Here is a 15,509-nt window from a genome sequence, read left to right on the forward strand (position 1 = left end):
ACACACAGGGGCGTGTGTTGGCACGAGGATGGGCATTAGCGGCGTGCCGACCGACAGCGTGTCGCGAAGCCAGACGCCACCGTCGCGGCTCGCGGTGGAGTCGACGTCGGCGAGCCGCGTCCTCACCTCCCACGGTCCTGCGAGCGCGACGAAGAAGATCGCCGTCGGCAGCGTCCAGGCCATCCATGCGATGGATTCCATAAGCGCCTCCCTAGACTCTGCCGAGCGCGAAGCCGCGCGCGATGTAGTTGCGGACGAACCAGATCACCAGCGCACCCGGAATGATGGTGAGCACGCCGGCAGCGGCCAGCAGGCCCCAATCCATGCCGGCCGCCGACACCGTGCGCGTCATGATCGCCGCGATCGGCTTGGTCTGCACCGAGGTCAAGGTCCGCGCCAGCAGCAGCTCGACCCAGGAAAACATGAAGCAGAAGAAGGCGGCGACGCCGATGCCGCTCGCGATCAGCGGCACCAGGATCTTGATGAAGAAGCGCGGGAAGGAGTAGCCGTCGAGGAAGGCGGTCTCGTCGATCTCCCGCGGCACGCCGGAGACGAAGCCTTCGAGGATCCACACCGCCAGGGGCACGTTGAAGATGCAGTGCGCCAGCGCGACCGCCCAAGGCGTATCGAACAGGCCGATCGCCGAATAGAGGTTGAAGAACGGCAGCGCATAGACCGCGGCCGGCGCCATGCGGTTCGACAGCAGCCAGAAGAACAGATGCTTGTCGCCGAGGAAACGGTAGCGCGAAAAGGCGTAGGCCGCGGGCAGCGCCACCGAAATCGAGATGATGGTGTTGAGGACGACGTATTCCAGCGAATTGATGTAGCCGGAGTACCAGCTCTCGTCGGTGAAGATGCGCTTGTAATGCTGCAGCGTCGGCGTATGCGGCCACAGCGTCATCGTCGAGACGATCTCGCTGTTGGTCTTGAAGCTCATGTTGACGAGCCAGTAGATCGGCAGCAGCAGGAAGATCAGGAACAGCCCCATGATGAAGCGGCGGCCGGGAATCGAGTGCATCACGCCGCTCCTTCCTGGGGTTTGCGTTCGTTGCCGGCGTTGGTCATGACGGTGTAGAAGATCCAGCAGACGATCAGGATGATCAGATTGTAGACCAGCGAGAGTGCGGCAGCTTTGCCGAGGTCGAACTGGCCGAGCGCGATCTTGACCAGCTCGATCGACACGAAGGTGGTCGAGTTGCCGGGCCCGCCGCCAGTGACGACAAACGGCTCGGTGTAGATCATGAACGAGTCCATGAAGCGGAGCAGCACCGCGATCAACAGCACGCGGTTCATCTTCGGCAATTGGATCGCCTTGAACACGGCCCAGCGCGAGGCGCCGTCGATCTGGGCGGCCTGATAATAGGCTTCGGGGATCGACTTCAGGCCGGCATAGCAGAGCAGCGCGACGAGGCTGGTCCAATGCCAGACGTCCATCACGATGACCGTGACCCAGGCATCGATGTCGTTGGAGACATAGTTGTAGTCGATGCCGACCGCATTCAGCACATAGCCAAGCAAGCCGATGTCGGGCCGGCCGAAGATCTGCCAGATCGTGCCGACCACGTTCCACGGAATCAAGAGCGGCAGCGCAAGGATGACGAGGCAGGCCGCCACCGTCCAGCCCTGACGCGGCATCGACAGTGCGACGACGATGCCGAGCGGCACCTCGATCGCGAGGATCACCAGCGAGAAGAACAGATTGCGGCCGAGCGAGGCCAGGAAGCGGCCGCCGAGATCGGTGGAGGGATCGAGCAATTCCTTGAACCAGCCGACACCGTTCCAGAAGAACTGGTTGTTGCCGAAGGTGTCCTGCATCGAATAGTTCACCACCGTCATCAGCGGCAGCACCGCGGAGAAGGCGACGACCAGGAACACCGGCAGCACCAGGAACCAGGCTTTTTGGTTGACGGTCTTGTCCATCAGGCGGCTCCCTCCACCAGAAGGCTGTCGGCATAGACGTGGATATGCGCCGGATCGAATTTCAGGCCGGCATTGCCGTCGGAACTGGTAAAGCCTGCGGGCGCGCGCGCCGCGAGCTTGGCGTCGCCCACGCGCACGCGGGCAAAGCGGATACGGCCGAGATCGTCGATACGATCGATCTTCGCGGTGAGCAGGCCGGGTCCGGGCGCAACGACCTCGACGAATTCCGGACGCACGCCGATCTCGATCTTGGCGCCCGAGGGCAGATTGTCGTAAGCGCGGTTGAGCGCAATGACGTGACCGCCGACCTTCGCCTCACGCCCCTTCACCTCCGCCGCCAGGATGTTCATGCCGGGCGAGCCGATGAAATAGCCGACGAAGGTGTGGGCGGGCTTGTCGAACAACTCGGCCGGCGTGCCGCTCTGCACCACGCGACCGTCATGCATGACGACGACCGTGTCGGCGAAGGTCAGCGCCTCGGTCTGGTCGTGGGTGACGTAGATCATCGTGAGGTCGAGCTCGCGATGCAGCGCCTTCAGCTTGGAGCGAAGCTGCCACTTCAATTCGGGATCGATCACCGTCAGCGGCTCGTCGAACAGCACGGCGGCGACGTCGGAGCGGACGAGGCCGCGGCCGAGCGAGATCTTCTGCTTGGCATCGGCGGTGAGCCGCGTCGCCTTGCGGTTCAGATGGGGCTCGAGGTCGAGCAGGCGGCCGATCTCGGCGACGCGCTTGTCGATCTCGGCCTTCGGCATGCCGCGATTCTTCAACGGAAACGCAAGATTCTGCCCCACCGTCATGGTGTCGTAGATCACCGGAAACTGGAACACCTGGGCGATGTTGCGCTTCTGGGTTGACAGCGGTGTGATGTCCACCCCGTCGAACAGGATCTTCCCCCGCGACGGCGTGATGATGCCGGAGATGACGTTGAGCAGCGTGGTCTTGCCGCAGCCGGACGGGCCAAGCAACGCATAGGCGCCGCCCTGCCGCCAGGTCATGGTCACCGGCTTCAGCGCAAAAGTTTCCTGCGGCGCGTCATTGCCGCCGTAGGAGTGGGCGAGATCGACGAGGTCAATGCGGGCCATCGCGCATCTCCCCCTTACGAGCCCGGAGCGGCGACCAACCGGTCGGCCGCATCAAAGACGAAGACATCATTGGGATCGAGCACGGCATCCAGCGTCTGGCCGGGCTCGAACTCGTGCACGCCGTGCAGCACCGCAACCCAATTCGATCCGTCGCGGGTCAAATGCACGAAACTCTCCGAACCGGTGATCTCGGTCACCGTCACAGTGGCGTGGAAGGCATGACGATCGGTCTGGCCGTTGGCAAGACCGAGCTGATGCGCACGAAAGCCGACGCGATAGGCGCCATCGGCGAGGGAGGAATAAAGGCCCGAGGCCGGCGACGCTGTGCCGCCCGCATATTGCACGGAGCCGTTCTTCTTCTCGATGCCGACCAGATTGAGCGGCGGGTCGGAGAAAACCTGGGCGACGCGCAAGGTCTGCGGCCGACGATAGACGTTGGCTGTCTCGCCCATCTGCAGCGCCTGGCCTTCCCACATGCAGACCGTGTTGCCGCCGAGCAGCAGCGCCTCGGTCGGCTCGGTGGTGGCATAGACGAAAATCGCGCCTGATGCCTCGAAGATGCGCGGCAGCTCGGCGCGCAGCTCCTCGCGCAGCTTGTAGTCGAGATTGGCGAGCGGCTCGTCGAGCAGCACGAGATCGGCGTCCTTGACCAGGGCGCGCGCGATCGCGGTACGCTGCTGCTGGCCGCCGGAAAGCTGGAGCGGCGTGCGCTTCAGGAACGGCTCGAGCCGCAGCAATTTTGCGGCTTGCGCCACGCGCGTCTCGATCTCCTCGCGAGGCTTGCCCTGCACGCGCAGCGGCGAGGCAATGTTCTCATAGACCGTGAGCGAGGGATAGTTGATGAACTGCTGATAGACCATCGCGACCGAACGCTGACGCACGTCGGCCCCGGTGACGTCCTTGCCGCCCACCAGCAACTTGCCCGTGGTCGGCTTGTCCAGGCCTGCGAGCAGCCGCATGATCGAGGTCTTGCCCGACAGCGTCGGCCCGAGCAGCACGTTGAGCGTGCCGCTCTCGAGCGTCAGCGAGACGTCGCGGATGTGTTCCATACCGTCGACGGTCCGGGTCACGTGATCGAGCGTCACGCTCATGGGCGTCCTCCTGCTTCCAGCAGCGGACTTTGCGACACGGCGTGGGCCCTGATCCAGTCGTCCAGGGCGGCAATTTCGTCGGCAGATAGTCGCAGACCGAGCTTGGAGCGGCGCCAGACGATATCTTCGGCGGTCACCGCCCATTCGTTGGTCATCAGGTAGCGAACCTCGCGTTCGGTCAGGGTTGCGCCAAAGGCCTGGCCGAGATCGGCGGCCGATTTGGCATCGCCGAGCAGCTTGATGGCCCGGGTGCCATAGGCGCGCGCGAGACGTCGCGCATGCTCGTGGCTGAGGAAGGGATAGCCGCGCTGGATCTCGGCGATCAGGCCGTCGACGGCCGACACGTCCATGTCGCCTCCGGGCAGCGGCCATTTGCCGGTCCAGCCTTCACGCGCTTTTGCACTGCGGAGATAGGGCGCGAGCCGCTCCAGCGCCTCTTCGGCAAGACGACGGTAGGTCGTGATCTTGCCGCCATAGATCGACAGCAGCGGCACCCCGCCGGGCGTGTCGAGCTCGAACACATAGTCGCGGGTCGCGGCCTTGGCTTCGCTGGCGCCGTCGTCATAAAGCGGTCTCACGCCGGAATAGGTCCAGACCACGTCCTCTGATGTGACGGGCTTGGCGAGATATTCGCTGGCGGCCTTGCAGAGATACTCGATCTCCTCGCCCGTCGCCTTCACCTTGGCGGGATCGCCGTCATAGTCGCGGTCGGTGGTGCCGATCAGCGTGAAATCGTCCTGGTAGGGGATGACGAAGATGATGCGGCCGTCGGCGTTCTGGAACATGTAGGCGCGATCGTGGTCGTAGAGCTTCTTGACCACAATGTGCGAGCCCTGCACCAGCCGCACCTTTGCCTTGGCGTTGACGCCGGCACCGCGCCCGAGCACGTCCTCGACCCAGGGGCCGCCGGCATTGACCAGCGCGCGGGCCTGGATCTGAGAGCGGGCACCGGTCAACGTGTCGACCAGGCCGACAGTCCAGACGCCATTGGACTGCTTGATGTCAGTCGCGCGGGTCCGTGTGCGGATCTCTGCGCCCTTGTCGGCGGCGTCCCGCGCATTGAGCACGACCAGGCGGGCGTCATCGACGAAGCAGTCGGAATATTCGAAGGCACGGGCGTAGCGATTCGGGATCAGCGGCTTGCCGACCTCGTCGCGCCGGAGATCGAGCGAACGGGTCGCCGGCAGCAGGTGACGGCCTCCGATGTGATCGTAGAGGAACAGGCCGAGGCGCAGCAGCCAGGCCGGACGGAGGCCCGCATGATGCGGCAGCACGAAACGCAGGGGACGGATGATGTGGGGCGCGATGCCCCAGAGAATCTCGCGCTCGATCAGCGCCTCGCGGACCAGGCGGAACTCGTAATATTCGAGATAGCGCAGGCCGCCATGCACCAGCTTGGTCGACCAAGACGATGTCCCGCTCGCCAGATCGTTCATTTCACACAGGAAAACAGTGTTGCCGCGGCCCACCGCGTCACGCGCGATGCCGCAACCGTTAACACCGCCTCCAATGATGGCGAGGTCGAAAATACGCTCCAACAGACGCATCCCCCGGAAACCGCTCGTTCAGTCGGGCGGCTACTTTCGTTTTGGATTAGATCACACCCAAAAACGAAAGCAAGACGAAAGAGAGACGAAAGGAAGCGAAAATGGAACTTTCTGTGAGGCATTTAGCCAACGAATTGGGCACCCAAAGTGCTGATTCAGGCGGGCCACGCCGCTTGAATACGCAAGTCAGATCATTATAGTCACTATAGTCATTTTGGTTCCTTCGGATATGACAGATCACAGCAAGGCTCCAAATTTACCGCGCACCGACACATGGACGCTTGCCAATGCCAAGGCGCGCCTGTCCGAGGTCGTCGATCGCGCCCAAAGCGGTCCCCAGATCATCACTCGTCATGGCAAGCCAAATGCCGTGGTTGTCTCCGCTGAAGAGTGGGCGCGAAAGACAGTGCGCAAAGGCACGCTCGCTGAATTTCTGCTGGCTTCGCCGCTCCACGACGCTGAGCTCGAACTTGAACGCGTACGGGACGACCCCCGCGACGAGATGCCGTGAACCTGCTCCTTGACACCAATGTGCTGTCGGAGGTTCGGCGGCCGGCACCTTCTCCAAAAGTTCTGGCGTGGCTCGACACGATCGATGAGGATCGCGCCTTCATCAGCGTTGCTACCATCGCCGAGCTTCGCCGCGGCATTGCGTTGCTCGATGACGGCCGTCGGCGCGCGGCACTGAGCATCTGGCTCGCCCACGATCTACCGGCCCGATTTGCAGAGCGCATCCTGCCAATCGATCACGCGGCGGCCGAGCGCTGGGGCGACCTGATGGCACAGAGCCGCCGCAGCGGGGTCGCCTTGTCGGTGATGGATGGATTCTTCGCAGCAACGGCGCTGGCTCACAACCTCACGCTCGTCACACGCAATGTGAAGGATTTCGCGACCTTCGGAGTTCCGCTGCTCAACCCGTGGGACGCAGCCTGAGCCCCTAGCGCAACCGCACCACCGGCGCCGCTTCAGGCGCGGCGTCCTGCACCTCGGCCTGGGTCTCGTCGATGTCAGCGCCCTTCGGCATCGCCTCAACCACCTCGATGCCCTTGCTGTGGCAGATGGTGGCGAGGCGTTCGGGCAGCTCCTGGTCGGTGACGAAGGTCTGGATCTGGGTCATGTGCGCGATACGGACCGGCGCGCTGCGGCGAAGTTTTGTGGAATCGGCGACCAGCATGACGCTGCGGGCATTGGCGATGATGGCCTGCGCCACCTGCACCTCGCGATAGTCGAAATCGAGCAGCGCGCCCTCCTCGTCGATCGCGGACGCGCCGATGATGGCGTAATCCACCTTGAACTGGCCGATCAGCTGCGTCGCGGTCGAGCCGACCACGGCGCCGTCGGCGCGCCGCACCGTGCCGCCGGCGACCACCACCTCGATGCGGGGATGGCGGTAGAGCAGCATGGCGACGTTGAGATTGTTGGTGATGACGAGCAGGTCCTCATGCGAGGTCAGTGCGCTCGCGACCTCTTCCGTCGTGGTGCCGATGTTGATGAAGAGCGAGCAGCCGTTCGGGATCAGCGAGGCGGCGGCGGCGCCAATCGCCTTCTTCTCGTCGGCGGCGACGAAGCGGCGTGCCTCGTAGGCAAGGTTTTCGACACCGGAGGCGATGATCGCGCCGCCGTGGATGCGGGTGAGCGAACGGCGCTCGCAGAGATCGTTGAGATCCTTGCGGATGGTCTGCGCCGAGACTTCGAAACGGCGCGCCAGCTCCTCGACCATGACGCGGCCCGAGGCGCGGGCAATATTGAGGATTTCAGCCTGGCGATGGGTCAATCCGGTCACGGCAACGGCCTCAAGTCAGAATGCTGCATGGTGCGGCTTCCCGCGCGCGTGGTCAATGCGCGCCGATCACGGTTAGTGGATAAAAGCTTCACCAGGCCATCGCGCGCGCCAGTCGCGCGAGCAACTCAGGGTCGTCGAAGGCGCTGGCGGAAGCGATCGCGCCCGCGCCAACAAGGTCAGCATCGCTGAGACTGGTCCGGATACCGATGGTCGGAATCCCGGCGGCGGTGGCCGACTGCACGCCGGAGCGGGAATCCTCGAACGCGATCGAGGCGGCCGCGCTGGCCCCGACGAAGCGCAACCCCTCCTGATAGGGCAGTGGATGCGGCTTGCCGTGCGGCAGTTCGTCGCCGATCACGAGCGCCTTGAAGCGATGCGTGATGTCGAGACCGGACAACAGCAGCTCGGCGTTGAGACGCGGCGCGTTGGTGACGGCGACCATGGGAATGCCCGCGTCATCCGCGCGGTCGAGCAGCGCCATCAGACCGGGCAAGGGTTCGATCTGCCCGGCGACCAGGTCGCGAAACACCTCTTCCTTTTCACCGAGAATCTCGGCGCGGCGCTCCAATGCCTCGCCCGGCAGAAAGCGCTCACCGATGGAGACGTTGGCGAAGCCTTGCAGCTCCTTCGAGAAGCGCGCGTGATCGAAGACATGGCCGCGGGGACCGAGCACCTGGTTGAACGCCTTCAGGTGCAGCGGGTCGGTGTTGGCGAGCGTGCCGTCGATATCGAACAGCAGTGCCCGGCCGAGAGTCTCGATCATATCAGTACTTTCCCGAATGCACCACGCATCGATGCGCAACACGTATCAATAGAGCTTCGCGCGCGCAATGACGACGCGCATGACAACCACGCGACACTCGACAAAGCCGCGCATGGCTGCAACACTCCATACAAGACCAAAAAGGAGGAAACGATGACGATCAACCGACGCGATCTGGCGCTCTCGACGCTGGCGGTCTCTGCCCTTGCGCTCACCACACCGGCACTGGCGGCGTCCGCCGAGGAAGACGCCGTGGCAAAGAAGGTCGAGGCCTTCCGCCTCGCCCAGATCGCAGCCGACCCCAAGGCGCTCGGCGCGCTGTGCTGGGACGATCTCAGCTACAGCCATTCCAGCGGCAAGGTCGAGGACAAGGCGACCTTCATCGCCAACGCCACCGACGGCAAATCCAAATTCCTCTCGATCGAGTACAAGGACCCGACCATCAAGGTGGTCGGCCCCGCCGCGATCGTGCGCTTCCACTGGGTCGCGGAACAGGAGATGGCGGCCGATGGGAAGAAAGTGCCGACCAATCTTCACATCCTGATGAACTGGCTGAAGCAAGGCGACGAATGGAAGCTGTTGTCGCGCGCCGCGACGAAATTGTGAAGAAGCCATCATTCCGGGCGCGCCGGAAGGCGCGAATCCGGAATCCATCGATCGGCAATTTCTGCAGCAAGATGGATTCCGGGTTCGCGCTACGCGCTCCGGAATGACCGCGTGGAGCTTACGCCGCTTCCTTCACGTCGCCATTCACCAGCTTGCGGGCAGCACGCTCGGCTTCGCGGGCGTTGCGAAAGAGCTGGCCTTCGAGACGCTTGAATTGGTGGGACGAGGCGAAGAAGCAGTAGCCTCCTTGAGAACGAACGACGATACCTGCGGTCTGCGAATTGACCTCGATGATGTAGCTGTCCGGCATGGTCCGTGGATTCCTCAGTGCGGGCAAATAACGGTCAGTCTGCCCAAAGGTTCCTGAGGGCAAATCAACCGGTTTCCACCCCGAATCGACGCACGATTGGGTACGCCGGGACCGCATCCGTTTTATGACCCGTTCTTGGCAAAGAAGCGACGCGTGGACTCACGCTCGCCGCGCATCTTGATGAGTTGAGACAGAGCGCCGCGCGCGATTACGTCGCGATCGGCGAGCCGGTCGAACGCACCTCTTGCGGCCGGCCGTGCTCGTCGATCGAGACGTAGGTAAAATTGCCGTCGGTGACGAGGAACGGATACGCTTCCCCGCGCCGTAGCGCCCAGGCTTCGAGATGCACGGTCATCGAGGTGCGGCCCACCCGAACGAGATTGGCGTAGACGGAGACGAGATCGCCGACATAGACAGCTTTTCGAAAGTTCATTGCCTCGATTGCGACCGTCACGGTACGCGACTTTGCCGTTTTGGATGCGAACACGCCGCCGCCGACGTCCATCTGACTGAGCAGCCAGCCGCCGAAGATGTCGCCATTGGCATTGGTGTCGGCGGGCATCGCCAGCGTGCGGATGCAGAGATCACCGCTCGGCTCAGTGTCGGACTTTTCGGTCATGCAGATCTCACTTGAAATTGTCCCAGCCCGGATCGGGCGCGAAGCGTCCGCCGAATCGTTCGGACAGCGCGCGCAAGGTGGATACAATATTTTCCACCCCGCGCATGCGCGCATAGTTCAAGGGACCGCCACGGAACGGCGCGTAGCCGGTGCCGAAGATCATGGCGCCGTCGACCGCATCGGGGTCGTCGACGATGCCTTCGCGCAAGGCCGCGACACAGACATTGGACATCGGCAGCACCAGACGGTCGATCATCTGATCGGTGACACCAGGGCCGGTCTCCGGCAATGGCGCCTTTTCCGCCTTGCCATCTTTCCAGGTGTAAAAGCCCTTGCCGGTCTTGCGGCCGAGCTCGCCCCTGGCGACCTTGTCGCGCAGCCAGGCCGGCGTCGGGGGCAGCAGGTCACCGAACTTGGCGCGCAGCATGTCGCCGACGTCGAGGCAGATGTCGAGTCCGACCTGGTCGGCGAGCTCGATCGGTCCCATTGGCATGCCGAACTGTTCGGCGGCAGCGTCGATCAGGCGCTGGTCGGTTTTCTCGTCCAGCATCACCATGGCTTCCAGCATGTAGGGCGTCAGCGCGCGGTTGACGAGGAAGCCGGGCGAGCTCTTCACGGAGAGCGGCAGGCGATCGATCGCACCGACGAAAGCGAGCGCCTGCTTCATAACTTGCGCATCGTTGCCGTCATGGCTGACCACCTCGACCAGCTGCAATCGCGACACCGGGTTGAAGAAGTGCAGACCAACGAGGCGCTCCGGCCGCGCCAGCGTGGTGCGCAAATCCTGAAGCGGGATGCTCGAGGTGTTGGTGGCGAGGATCGCGCCCGGCTTCATCCGGGGCTCGAGGCCGGCATAGACCTTCTGCTTTAGTTCGAGCTTTTCCGGAACCGCCTCGATGACCAGGTCGGCGTTGCGAACGCCCTCTCCGTCCATATCGGGGATCAGGCGGTCGAGCGCGTCGCGCACCTCGGTGGCTTTTCGGATGATTTTGCCATAGAGCTCGGCAGCGCGCTTCACCGCGCCGGCAATCGGCTCGGCCTTCATGTCGGCGAGCGAGACGCGCAGCCCCTGCCCCGCACACCAGGCCGCGATGTCGCCGCCCATGGCGCCGGCCCCGATGACGTGGACGTGCTTGATGGTGTTGCCGCTGCCGGCCGCCTTCTTCATCTGCTCGCGCAGGAAGAACACGCGGATCAAATTCTGCGCGGTCGGCGTCACCATCAGTTTGGCAAACGACGCCTGCTCCGCCCTCAGCATGGCGGCCTTGTTGCCGCCATGCGTCTCCCAGAGGTCGATCAGCGCGTAAGGCGCGGGATAGTGCTCGCGGGATGCGGCCTTCTCCGCCTCGCTTCGCATCCGCTTGGCAAGCAGCGTGCGCACCGGGCCGAGATTGGCCGCGCGCGTGAGCAGACCGGGCTTGGCCCGCTTCAGGCGGCCGAACAGCACGTCCTTCACCGCGCCCCTGACGTGGCGCTCCTGCGTCACGGTATCGACGAGGCCGAGGGCCTTGGCGCGGCGCGCGTCAATGGTGCGTGCCGTCAGCATCAGCGCCATCGACTGCGTCGGATTGACCAGCGCGGTGAAACGCGCAGTGCCGCCGAGGCCGGGGTGCAGGCCCAGCATCACCTCCGGGAAGCCGAAGCGCGCGCCGTCGATGGCGATGCGCGACTGGCAGGCGAGAGCTACCTCGAGTCCGCCACCGAGGCAGAAACCGTGGATGACCGCGACCGTCGGCAGCTTGAGCGCCTCGAGATGGTCCACCACCGCATGCGCGGCACGGATCCGCGTCTCTACAATCTCAGGGTCGCTGGCACCGCGGAATTCATTGACGTCGGCGCCGGCGATGAAGCCGGACGGCTTCGCCGAGCGGATCACGAGGCCCGCCGGACGCTCGGTCTCGATCGCCGCCAGCACGGCATCGAATTCCTCCATCACGTCGGAGGACAGCGTGTTGGCGCTGGAATCAGCGCGGTCAAACAGCAGCCAGGCAACGCCATCGGCATCACGGGTCAGCTTGAAATGCTTGTAGAGGCCATCGGCCGCGGGTTGCGGCCCGAGCGAGAGCACGCGGTCGCCGAGCGCGGTCATGATCCTGGAATCCATGGTCACACCGCCTCGATCAGCATGGCGCCGCCGAGCCCACCGCCGATGCATTCGGTGGCAATCCCGCGCCGCGTACCGAGTCGCTTCATCGCGTTGACGAGATGCAGCACGATGCGGTTGCCCGAGGTGCCGACGGGATGGCCGAGCGAGATGGCGCCGCCATCGACGTTGAGCTTTGCACGGTCGATCTCACCGGCGGCAGCGTCGAGCCCAAGGATCTCGCGGCAGAATTTGTCGTCGTTCCAGGCCGCAAGGCAGCCGAGCACCTGCGTCGCAAAGGCTTCGTTCAGCTCCCAGGTCTCGACGTCGCTGATAGAAAGGCCATTGCGCGTCAGCAGCGGCGTCGCGGACATCACGGGTCCGAGCCCCATGATGCTGGGATCGAGCGCAGCCCAATGGCTGTCAACGATCGCGGCCTTCGGCGTCAGTCTATGCTTCGCGACAGCCGCGTCGGAGGCGAGGATGACCCAGGAGGCGCCGTCCGTGATCTGCGAGGAATTGCCGGCAGTGACCTGGCCCCAGGGACGCTCGAACACCGGCCTCAGCTTTGCAAGTGACTCGGCCGTCGAGTCCGGCCGCACGCCGTCGTCATGGTCGAAGAATTGTCCGTCACGGGAGAAGGCGGTCTCGACCTCGCCTTTCAGATAGCCTTCGGCCTGCGCATGCGCGAGCCGGCGATGGCTCTCGGCCGCATAGGCATCCGACTGGGCGCGGGTGATGCCGAAGAGATGGCCGACGACCTCGGCGGTCTGGCCCATGTTCAATTCGGTAACCGGGTCAGTCAGGCCACGCTCCAGGCCAATGATCGGCTTGAGATAGCTTGGCCGGAATTTGAAGGCCGCCGCCAGCCTCGCAGCGAGGCCCTTGGCTGTGGCAAGGCCGGCGAACCAGCGCACGCCCGAATTCGACCAGACCAGCGGCGCGTGGCTCAGGGCCTCCGTGCCGCCAGCCAGGATCATGTCGGCATGACCTTCACGGATGTAGCGGTAGGCGGTGTCGATCGACTGCATGCCGGAGCCGCAATTGATCTGCACGGTGAAGGCGACCATGTCCTCGCCCATGCCGAGCCGGAGCGCAGCGACGCGCGCCGGGTTCATCTCGTCGGCGATGACGTTGACGCAGCCGAGAATGACCTGGTCGAAGTCGGTTGGAGAGAAGGGCTGGCGCGCCAGCAGCGGCCGGCCGCATTGCACGGCGAGATCGACCGGCGTGAACGGCCCCGGTCCGGAGCGCGCCTTCAGAAACGGCGTCCGGCTGCCGTCGACGATGAAAACCGGTCGCGCCATCAGCTCGCCGCCCTCTGTTCACCGAGTTCCTGGAAGAACTGATGCACGTCACCGGTTTTCTTGTAAATCGGCGACAACACCTCCGGGGCAAAATCGTCGACCTCGATGACTTCCGCAACGGCTTCATGAGCAGCCGAAAGCTGCTCGCCTTCGGCCTGCGTGATCACGCCCTTGGCGACGGCGTCCTTCCAGTCGCGGATATGCGCGGCGCGCATACGCTTGGCGATGGCGTCCGTGGCCGTCACCAGCTTGAACGCGCGCTCCAGCCTGGCGAAACCTCCATCGTCGTCGACATAAGCCAGATCCGGTGTCAGGCGCTCGCGCGCGGCCGAGGGCTCCAGCACGAGGCTCGCGCATTGGTGCACGACGCGGTCGGATGGGCCGAGCACGCGGGCGCCAAACGGCTGAACCACGAGCTTGAGAATCACGGCGACGAAGCGATTGGGCAGATTGGCGAGGATTTCGGCCAGCCGATTTTCGATCGTCTTGAAGCCCGTTGCCATGCACCATTGCAGTGCGGCAAAGTCTTCCTTCGGGCGGCCCTCGTCCTCCCAGCGTTTGAGCGCGGCCGAGAGCAGATAAAGCTCCGAGAGGATGTCGCCGAAGCGCGCCGACAGCATCTCCTTGCGCTTGAGCGCGCCGCCGAGCGTCAGCAGCGCCATGTCGGCGCAGAGCGCAAACGCGGCGGAGTAGCGCGAGAGCTGGCGATAGAACGGCGTGGCATCGCCCGCGTCGGGCGCCAGCGCAAAGGCACCGAAGGTCCAGCTGCGGCCGAAGGCCCGGAACAGCGTCCGGAAGCTGTGGCCGACATGCTTCCAGAACGCCTTGTCGAACGCGGCCAGCCCGCGCTCGCGGTCGGTGTCCGCGAGCGCATTGATCTCGTCGAGCAGATAGGGATGCGCGCGGATCGCGCCCTGCCCGAACACGATGAGATTGCGGGTCAGGATATTGGCACCCTCGACGGTGATGCCGACGGGCACAGCGCGATGCAGATTGCCGAGATAGTTTTGCGGACCATCGATCACGGCCTTGCCGCCATGAATGTCCATGGCATCGTCGACCGCAATGCGCATCCGCTCGGTCGCGTGCAGCTTCATGATGCCTGATATCACGGCGGGATGGACGCCGGCGTTCAACGCAGCACAAGTGAGCCGGCGCGCCGCATCAAGTTGATAGGCGGTCGCGACGATGCGCGCGAGCGGCTCCTCGACGCCCTCGAACTTGGAAATGGAGATGCCGAACTGCTCGCGGATGCGAGCATAGGCGCCGGTCGTACGCGCCGCGTAGGCAGCCCCGGCCGCCGACAGCGACGGCAGCGAGATGCCGCGGCCGGCGGCAAGCGCGGTCATCAGCATCTTCCAGCCCTGCCCCAGTCGTTCCTGGCCACCGATGACATAGTCGAGCGGAATGAAGACGTCGCGGCCCCAGTTCGGACCGTTCTGGAACACCTGCATCGACGGGAGATGACGCTGGCCGATCTCAACGCCGGGCAGATTGGTCGGGATTAGTGCGACGGTGATGCCGAGCTCCTCCTGATCGCCGACGAGATGATCAGGATCATAGGCCTTGAAGGCGAGACCCAGCAGCGTCGCGACGGGGCCGAGCGTGATGTAGCGCTTGTGCCAGTTCAGCCTGAGGCCTGTCACTTCGCGACCCTCGAACACGCCCTTGCAGATGATGCCGGTGTCGATCATCGAGGCGGCGTCGGAGCCGGCTTCCGGGCTGGTCAGACCGAAGCAGGGAATATCGCGGCCTTCGGCAAGCCGCGGCAGCCAGCGCTGCTGCTGCTCTTTGGTGCCGAAACGCATCAGGAGCTCGCCGGGGCCGAGCGAGTTCGGCACCATCACGGTGACGGCGGCCGCGATCGAGCGGGTCGAGATCTTGCGGACCACTTCCGAATGCGCATAAGGCGAGAAGCCGAGGCCGCCAAACTCCTTCGGGATGATCATGCCGAAGAATTTTTCGCGCTTGATGAAGGCCCAGACGTCCTGCGGCAGGTCACGCCATTCCCAAAAGATCCGCCACTCGTCGAGCATGGCGCAGAGCTCGTTGACCGGGCCGTTGAGGAATGCCCGTTCCTCGTCGGTCAATTTCGCCCTGGGGATCTTGAGGAGCTTCGACCAATCGGGATTGCCTGTGAAGAGATCGGCATCCCACCAGACGTCACCAGCCTCCAGCGCCTCGCGCTCGGTGTCGGACATCGCCGGCAGCGCACCGCGCGCGAGCGCGAAGATCGGCTTGGTGATGGTGTCGCGGCGGAAGCTCATGGCGGACCTCATGCAACGGCGCGGTGACGGGGCATTTTAGCGGAAACTGGCCGGCTGAAGTTAACACTTCACAGGCAAAATGATGCCGAATGGACGCGGCCGGGCGGCCGCAGACCATAACGGCCGGG

Annotated in this window: 15 protein-coding genes and 1 pseudogene; 3 read left to right on the forward strand and 13 right to left on the reverse strand. The window is 64.3% G+C overall.

Going from position 1 to position 15,509, the window contains the following annotated elements:
* From G8O24_RS33080 to glpD, 6 genes and pseudogenes are all read right to left on the reverse strand, one after another.
* Positions 1 to 201, reverse strand: a pseudogene (locus G8O24_RS33080) (DUF2160 domain-containing protein); the annotation flags it as partial.
* 10 nt (positions 202 to 211) lie between these two features.
* Positions 212 to 1,018, reverse strand: coding sequence for a carbohydrate ABC transporter permease (locus G8O24_RS33085; protein ID WP_188106717.1), 807 nt, complete (start codon positions 1,016 to 1,018; stop codon positions 212 to 214).
* On the reverse strand, positions 1,018 to 1,920 hold the full coding sequence (locus G8O24_RS33090; RefSeq protein ID WP_188106719.1) for a carbohydrate ABC transporter permease: 903 nt from the start codon (positions 1,918 to 1,920) through the stop codon (positions 1,018 to 1,020). Before G8O24_RS33090 ends, G8O24_RS33085 begins: the two co-directional genes overlap by 1 nt.
* Complete coding sequence (locus G8O24_RS33095) at positions 1,920 to 3,005, reverse strand: ABC transporter ATP-binding protein (protein ID WP_188106721.1); 1,086 nt, start codon at positions 3,003 to 3,005, stop codon at positions 1,920 to 1,922. The genes G8O24_RS33090 and G8O24_RS33095 overlap by 1 nt, the downstream gene beginning before the upstream one ends.
* Positions 3,006 to 3,019: 14 nt before the next feature.
* A complete protein-coding gene (locus G8O24_RS33100) occupies positions 3,020 to 4,096 on the reverse strand; it encodes an ABC transporter ATP-binding protein (RefSeq protein ID WP_188106722.1) in 1,077 nt (358 codons plus the stop codon).
* A complete protein-coding gene (glpD, locus tag G8O24_RS33105) occupies positions 4,093 to 5,643 on the reverse strand; it encodes a glycerol-3-phosphate dehydrogenase (protein ID WP_188106724.1) in 1,551 nt (516 codons plus the stop codon). The genes G8O24_RS33100 and glpD overlap by 4 nt, the downstream gene beginning before the upstream one ends.
* 229 nt (positions 5,644 to 5,872) lie before the next feature.
* Here glpD and G8O24_RS33110 point away from each other — a divergent pair, with 229 nt between their 5' ends.
* The gene (locus G8O24_RS33110; RefSeq protein WP_188106726.1) at positions 5,873 to 6,154 is read left to right on the forward strand and encodes a type II toxin-antitoxin system Phd/YefM family antitoxin; all 282 of its coding nucleotides are present in this window, start codon (positions 5,873 to 5,875) and stop codon (positions 6,152 to 6,154) included.
* Positions 6,151 to 6,576, forward strand: coding sequence for a type II toxin-antitoxin system VapC family toxin (locus tag G8O24_RS33115; protein WP_188106728.1), 426 nt, complete (start codon positions 6,151 to 6,153; stop codon positions 6,574 to 6,576). The genes G8O24_RS33110 and G8O24_RS33115 overlap by 4 nt, the downstream gene beginning before the upstream one ends.
* Positions 6,577 to 6,580: 4 nt before the next feature.
* Here G8O24_RS33115 and G8O24_RS33120 read toward each other — a convergent pair whose 3' ends face one another.
* Both G8O24_RS33120 and G8O24_RS33125 read right to left on the reverse strand, forming a co-directional pair.
* Positions 6,581 to 7,426: a DeoR/GlpR family DNA-binding transcription regulator gene (locus G8O24_RS33120; protein WP_188106729.1), complete on the reverse strand. Its 846-nt coding sequence runs from the start codon at positions 7,424 to 7,426 to the stop codon at positions 6,581 to 6,583.
* Between the two features lie 88 nt (positions 7,427 to 7,514).
* Positions 7,515 to 8,189 (reverse strand): HAD family hydrolase, encoded by a 675-nt coding sequence (locus G8O24_RS33125; protein WP_188106731.1) that lies wholly within the window; start codon positions 8,187 to 8,189, stop codon positions 7,515 to 7,517.
* A gap of 153 nt (positions 8,190 to 8,342) precedes the next feature.
* Between G8O24_RS33125 and G8O24_RS33130 the strand changes: the two genes are divergently transcribed.
* The gene (locus tag G8O24_RS33130) at positions 8,343 to 8,795 is read left to right on the forward strand and encodes a nuclear transport factor 2 family protein (RefSeq protein WP_188106732.1); all 453 of its coding nucleotides are present in this window, start codon (positions 8,343 to 8,345) and stop codon (positions 8,793 to 8,795) included.
* 118 nt (positions 8,796 to 8,913) lie between these two features.
* Here the strand turns inward: G8O24_RS33130 and G8O24_RS33135 are convergent, their stop codons facing one another.
* From G8O24_RS33135 to G8O24_RS33155, 5 genes are all read right to left on the reverse strand, one after another.
* Positions 8,914 to 9,105 carry a hypothetical protein gene (locus G8O24_RS33135; RefSeq protein WP_188106734.1) on the reverse strand — a complete coding sequence of 64 codons (192 nt, stop codon included), beginning with the start codon at positions 9,103 to 9,105 and terminating at the stop codon, positions 8,914 to 8,916.
* Between the two features lie 208 nt (positions 9,106 to 9,313).
* Entirely contained in the window at positions 9,314 to 9,724 is a 411-nt protein-coding gene (locus G8O24_RS33140; protein ID WP_188106735.1) for an acyl-CoA thioesterase, read from the reverse strand.
* Between the two features lie 7 nt (positions 9,725 to 9,731).
* Positions 9,732 to 11,828 (reverse strand): 3-hydroxyacyl-CoA dehydrogenase NAD-binding domain-containing protein, encoded by a 2,097-nt coding sequence (locus G8O24_RS33145; RefSeq protein WP_188106737.1) that lies wholly within the window; start codon positions 11,826 to 11,828, stop codon positions 9,732 to 9,734.
* Between the two features lie 2 nt (positions 11,829 to 11,830).
* On the reverse strand, positions 11,831 to 13,114 hold the full coding sequence (locus G8O24_RS33150; RefSeq protein ID WP_188106739.1) for an acetyl-CoA C-acetyltransferase: 1,284 nt from the start codon (positions 13,112 to 13,114) through the stop codon (positions 11,831 to 11,833).
* Complete coding sequence (locus tag G8O24_RS33155; RefSeq protein ID WP_188106741.1) at positions 13,114 to 15,381, reverse strand: acyl-CoA dehydrogenase; 2,268 nt, start codon at positions 15,379 to 15,381, stop codon at positions 13,114 to 13,116. Before G8O24_RS33155 ends, G8O24_RS33150 begins: the two co-directional genes overlap by 1 nt.
* Between the last annotated feature and the right edge of the window lie 128 nt (positions 15,382 to 15,509).

It is taken from the genome of Bradyrhizobium campsiandrae (assembly GCF_014529705.1).
GTDB lineage: Bacteria > Pseudomonadota > Alphaproteobacteria > Rhizobiales > Xanthobacteraceae > Bradyrhizobium > Bradyrhizobium campsiandrae.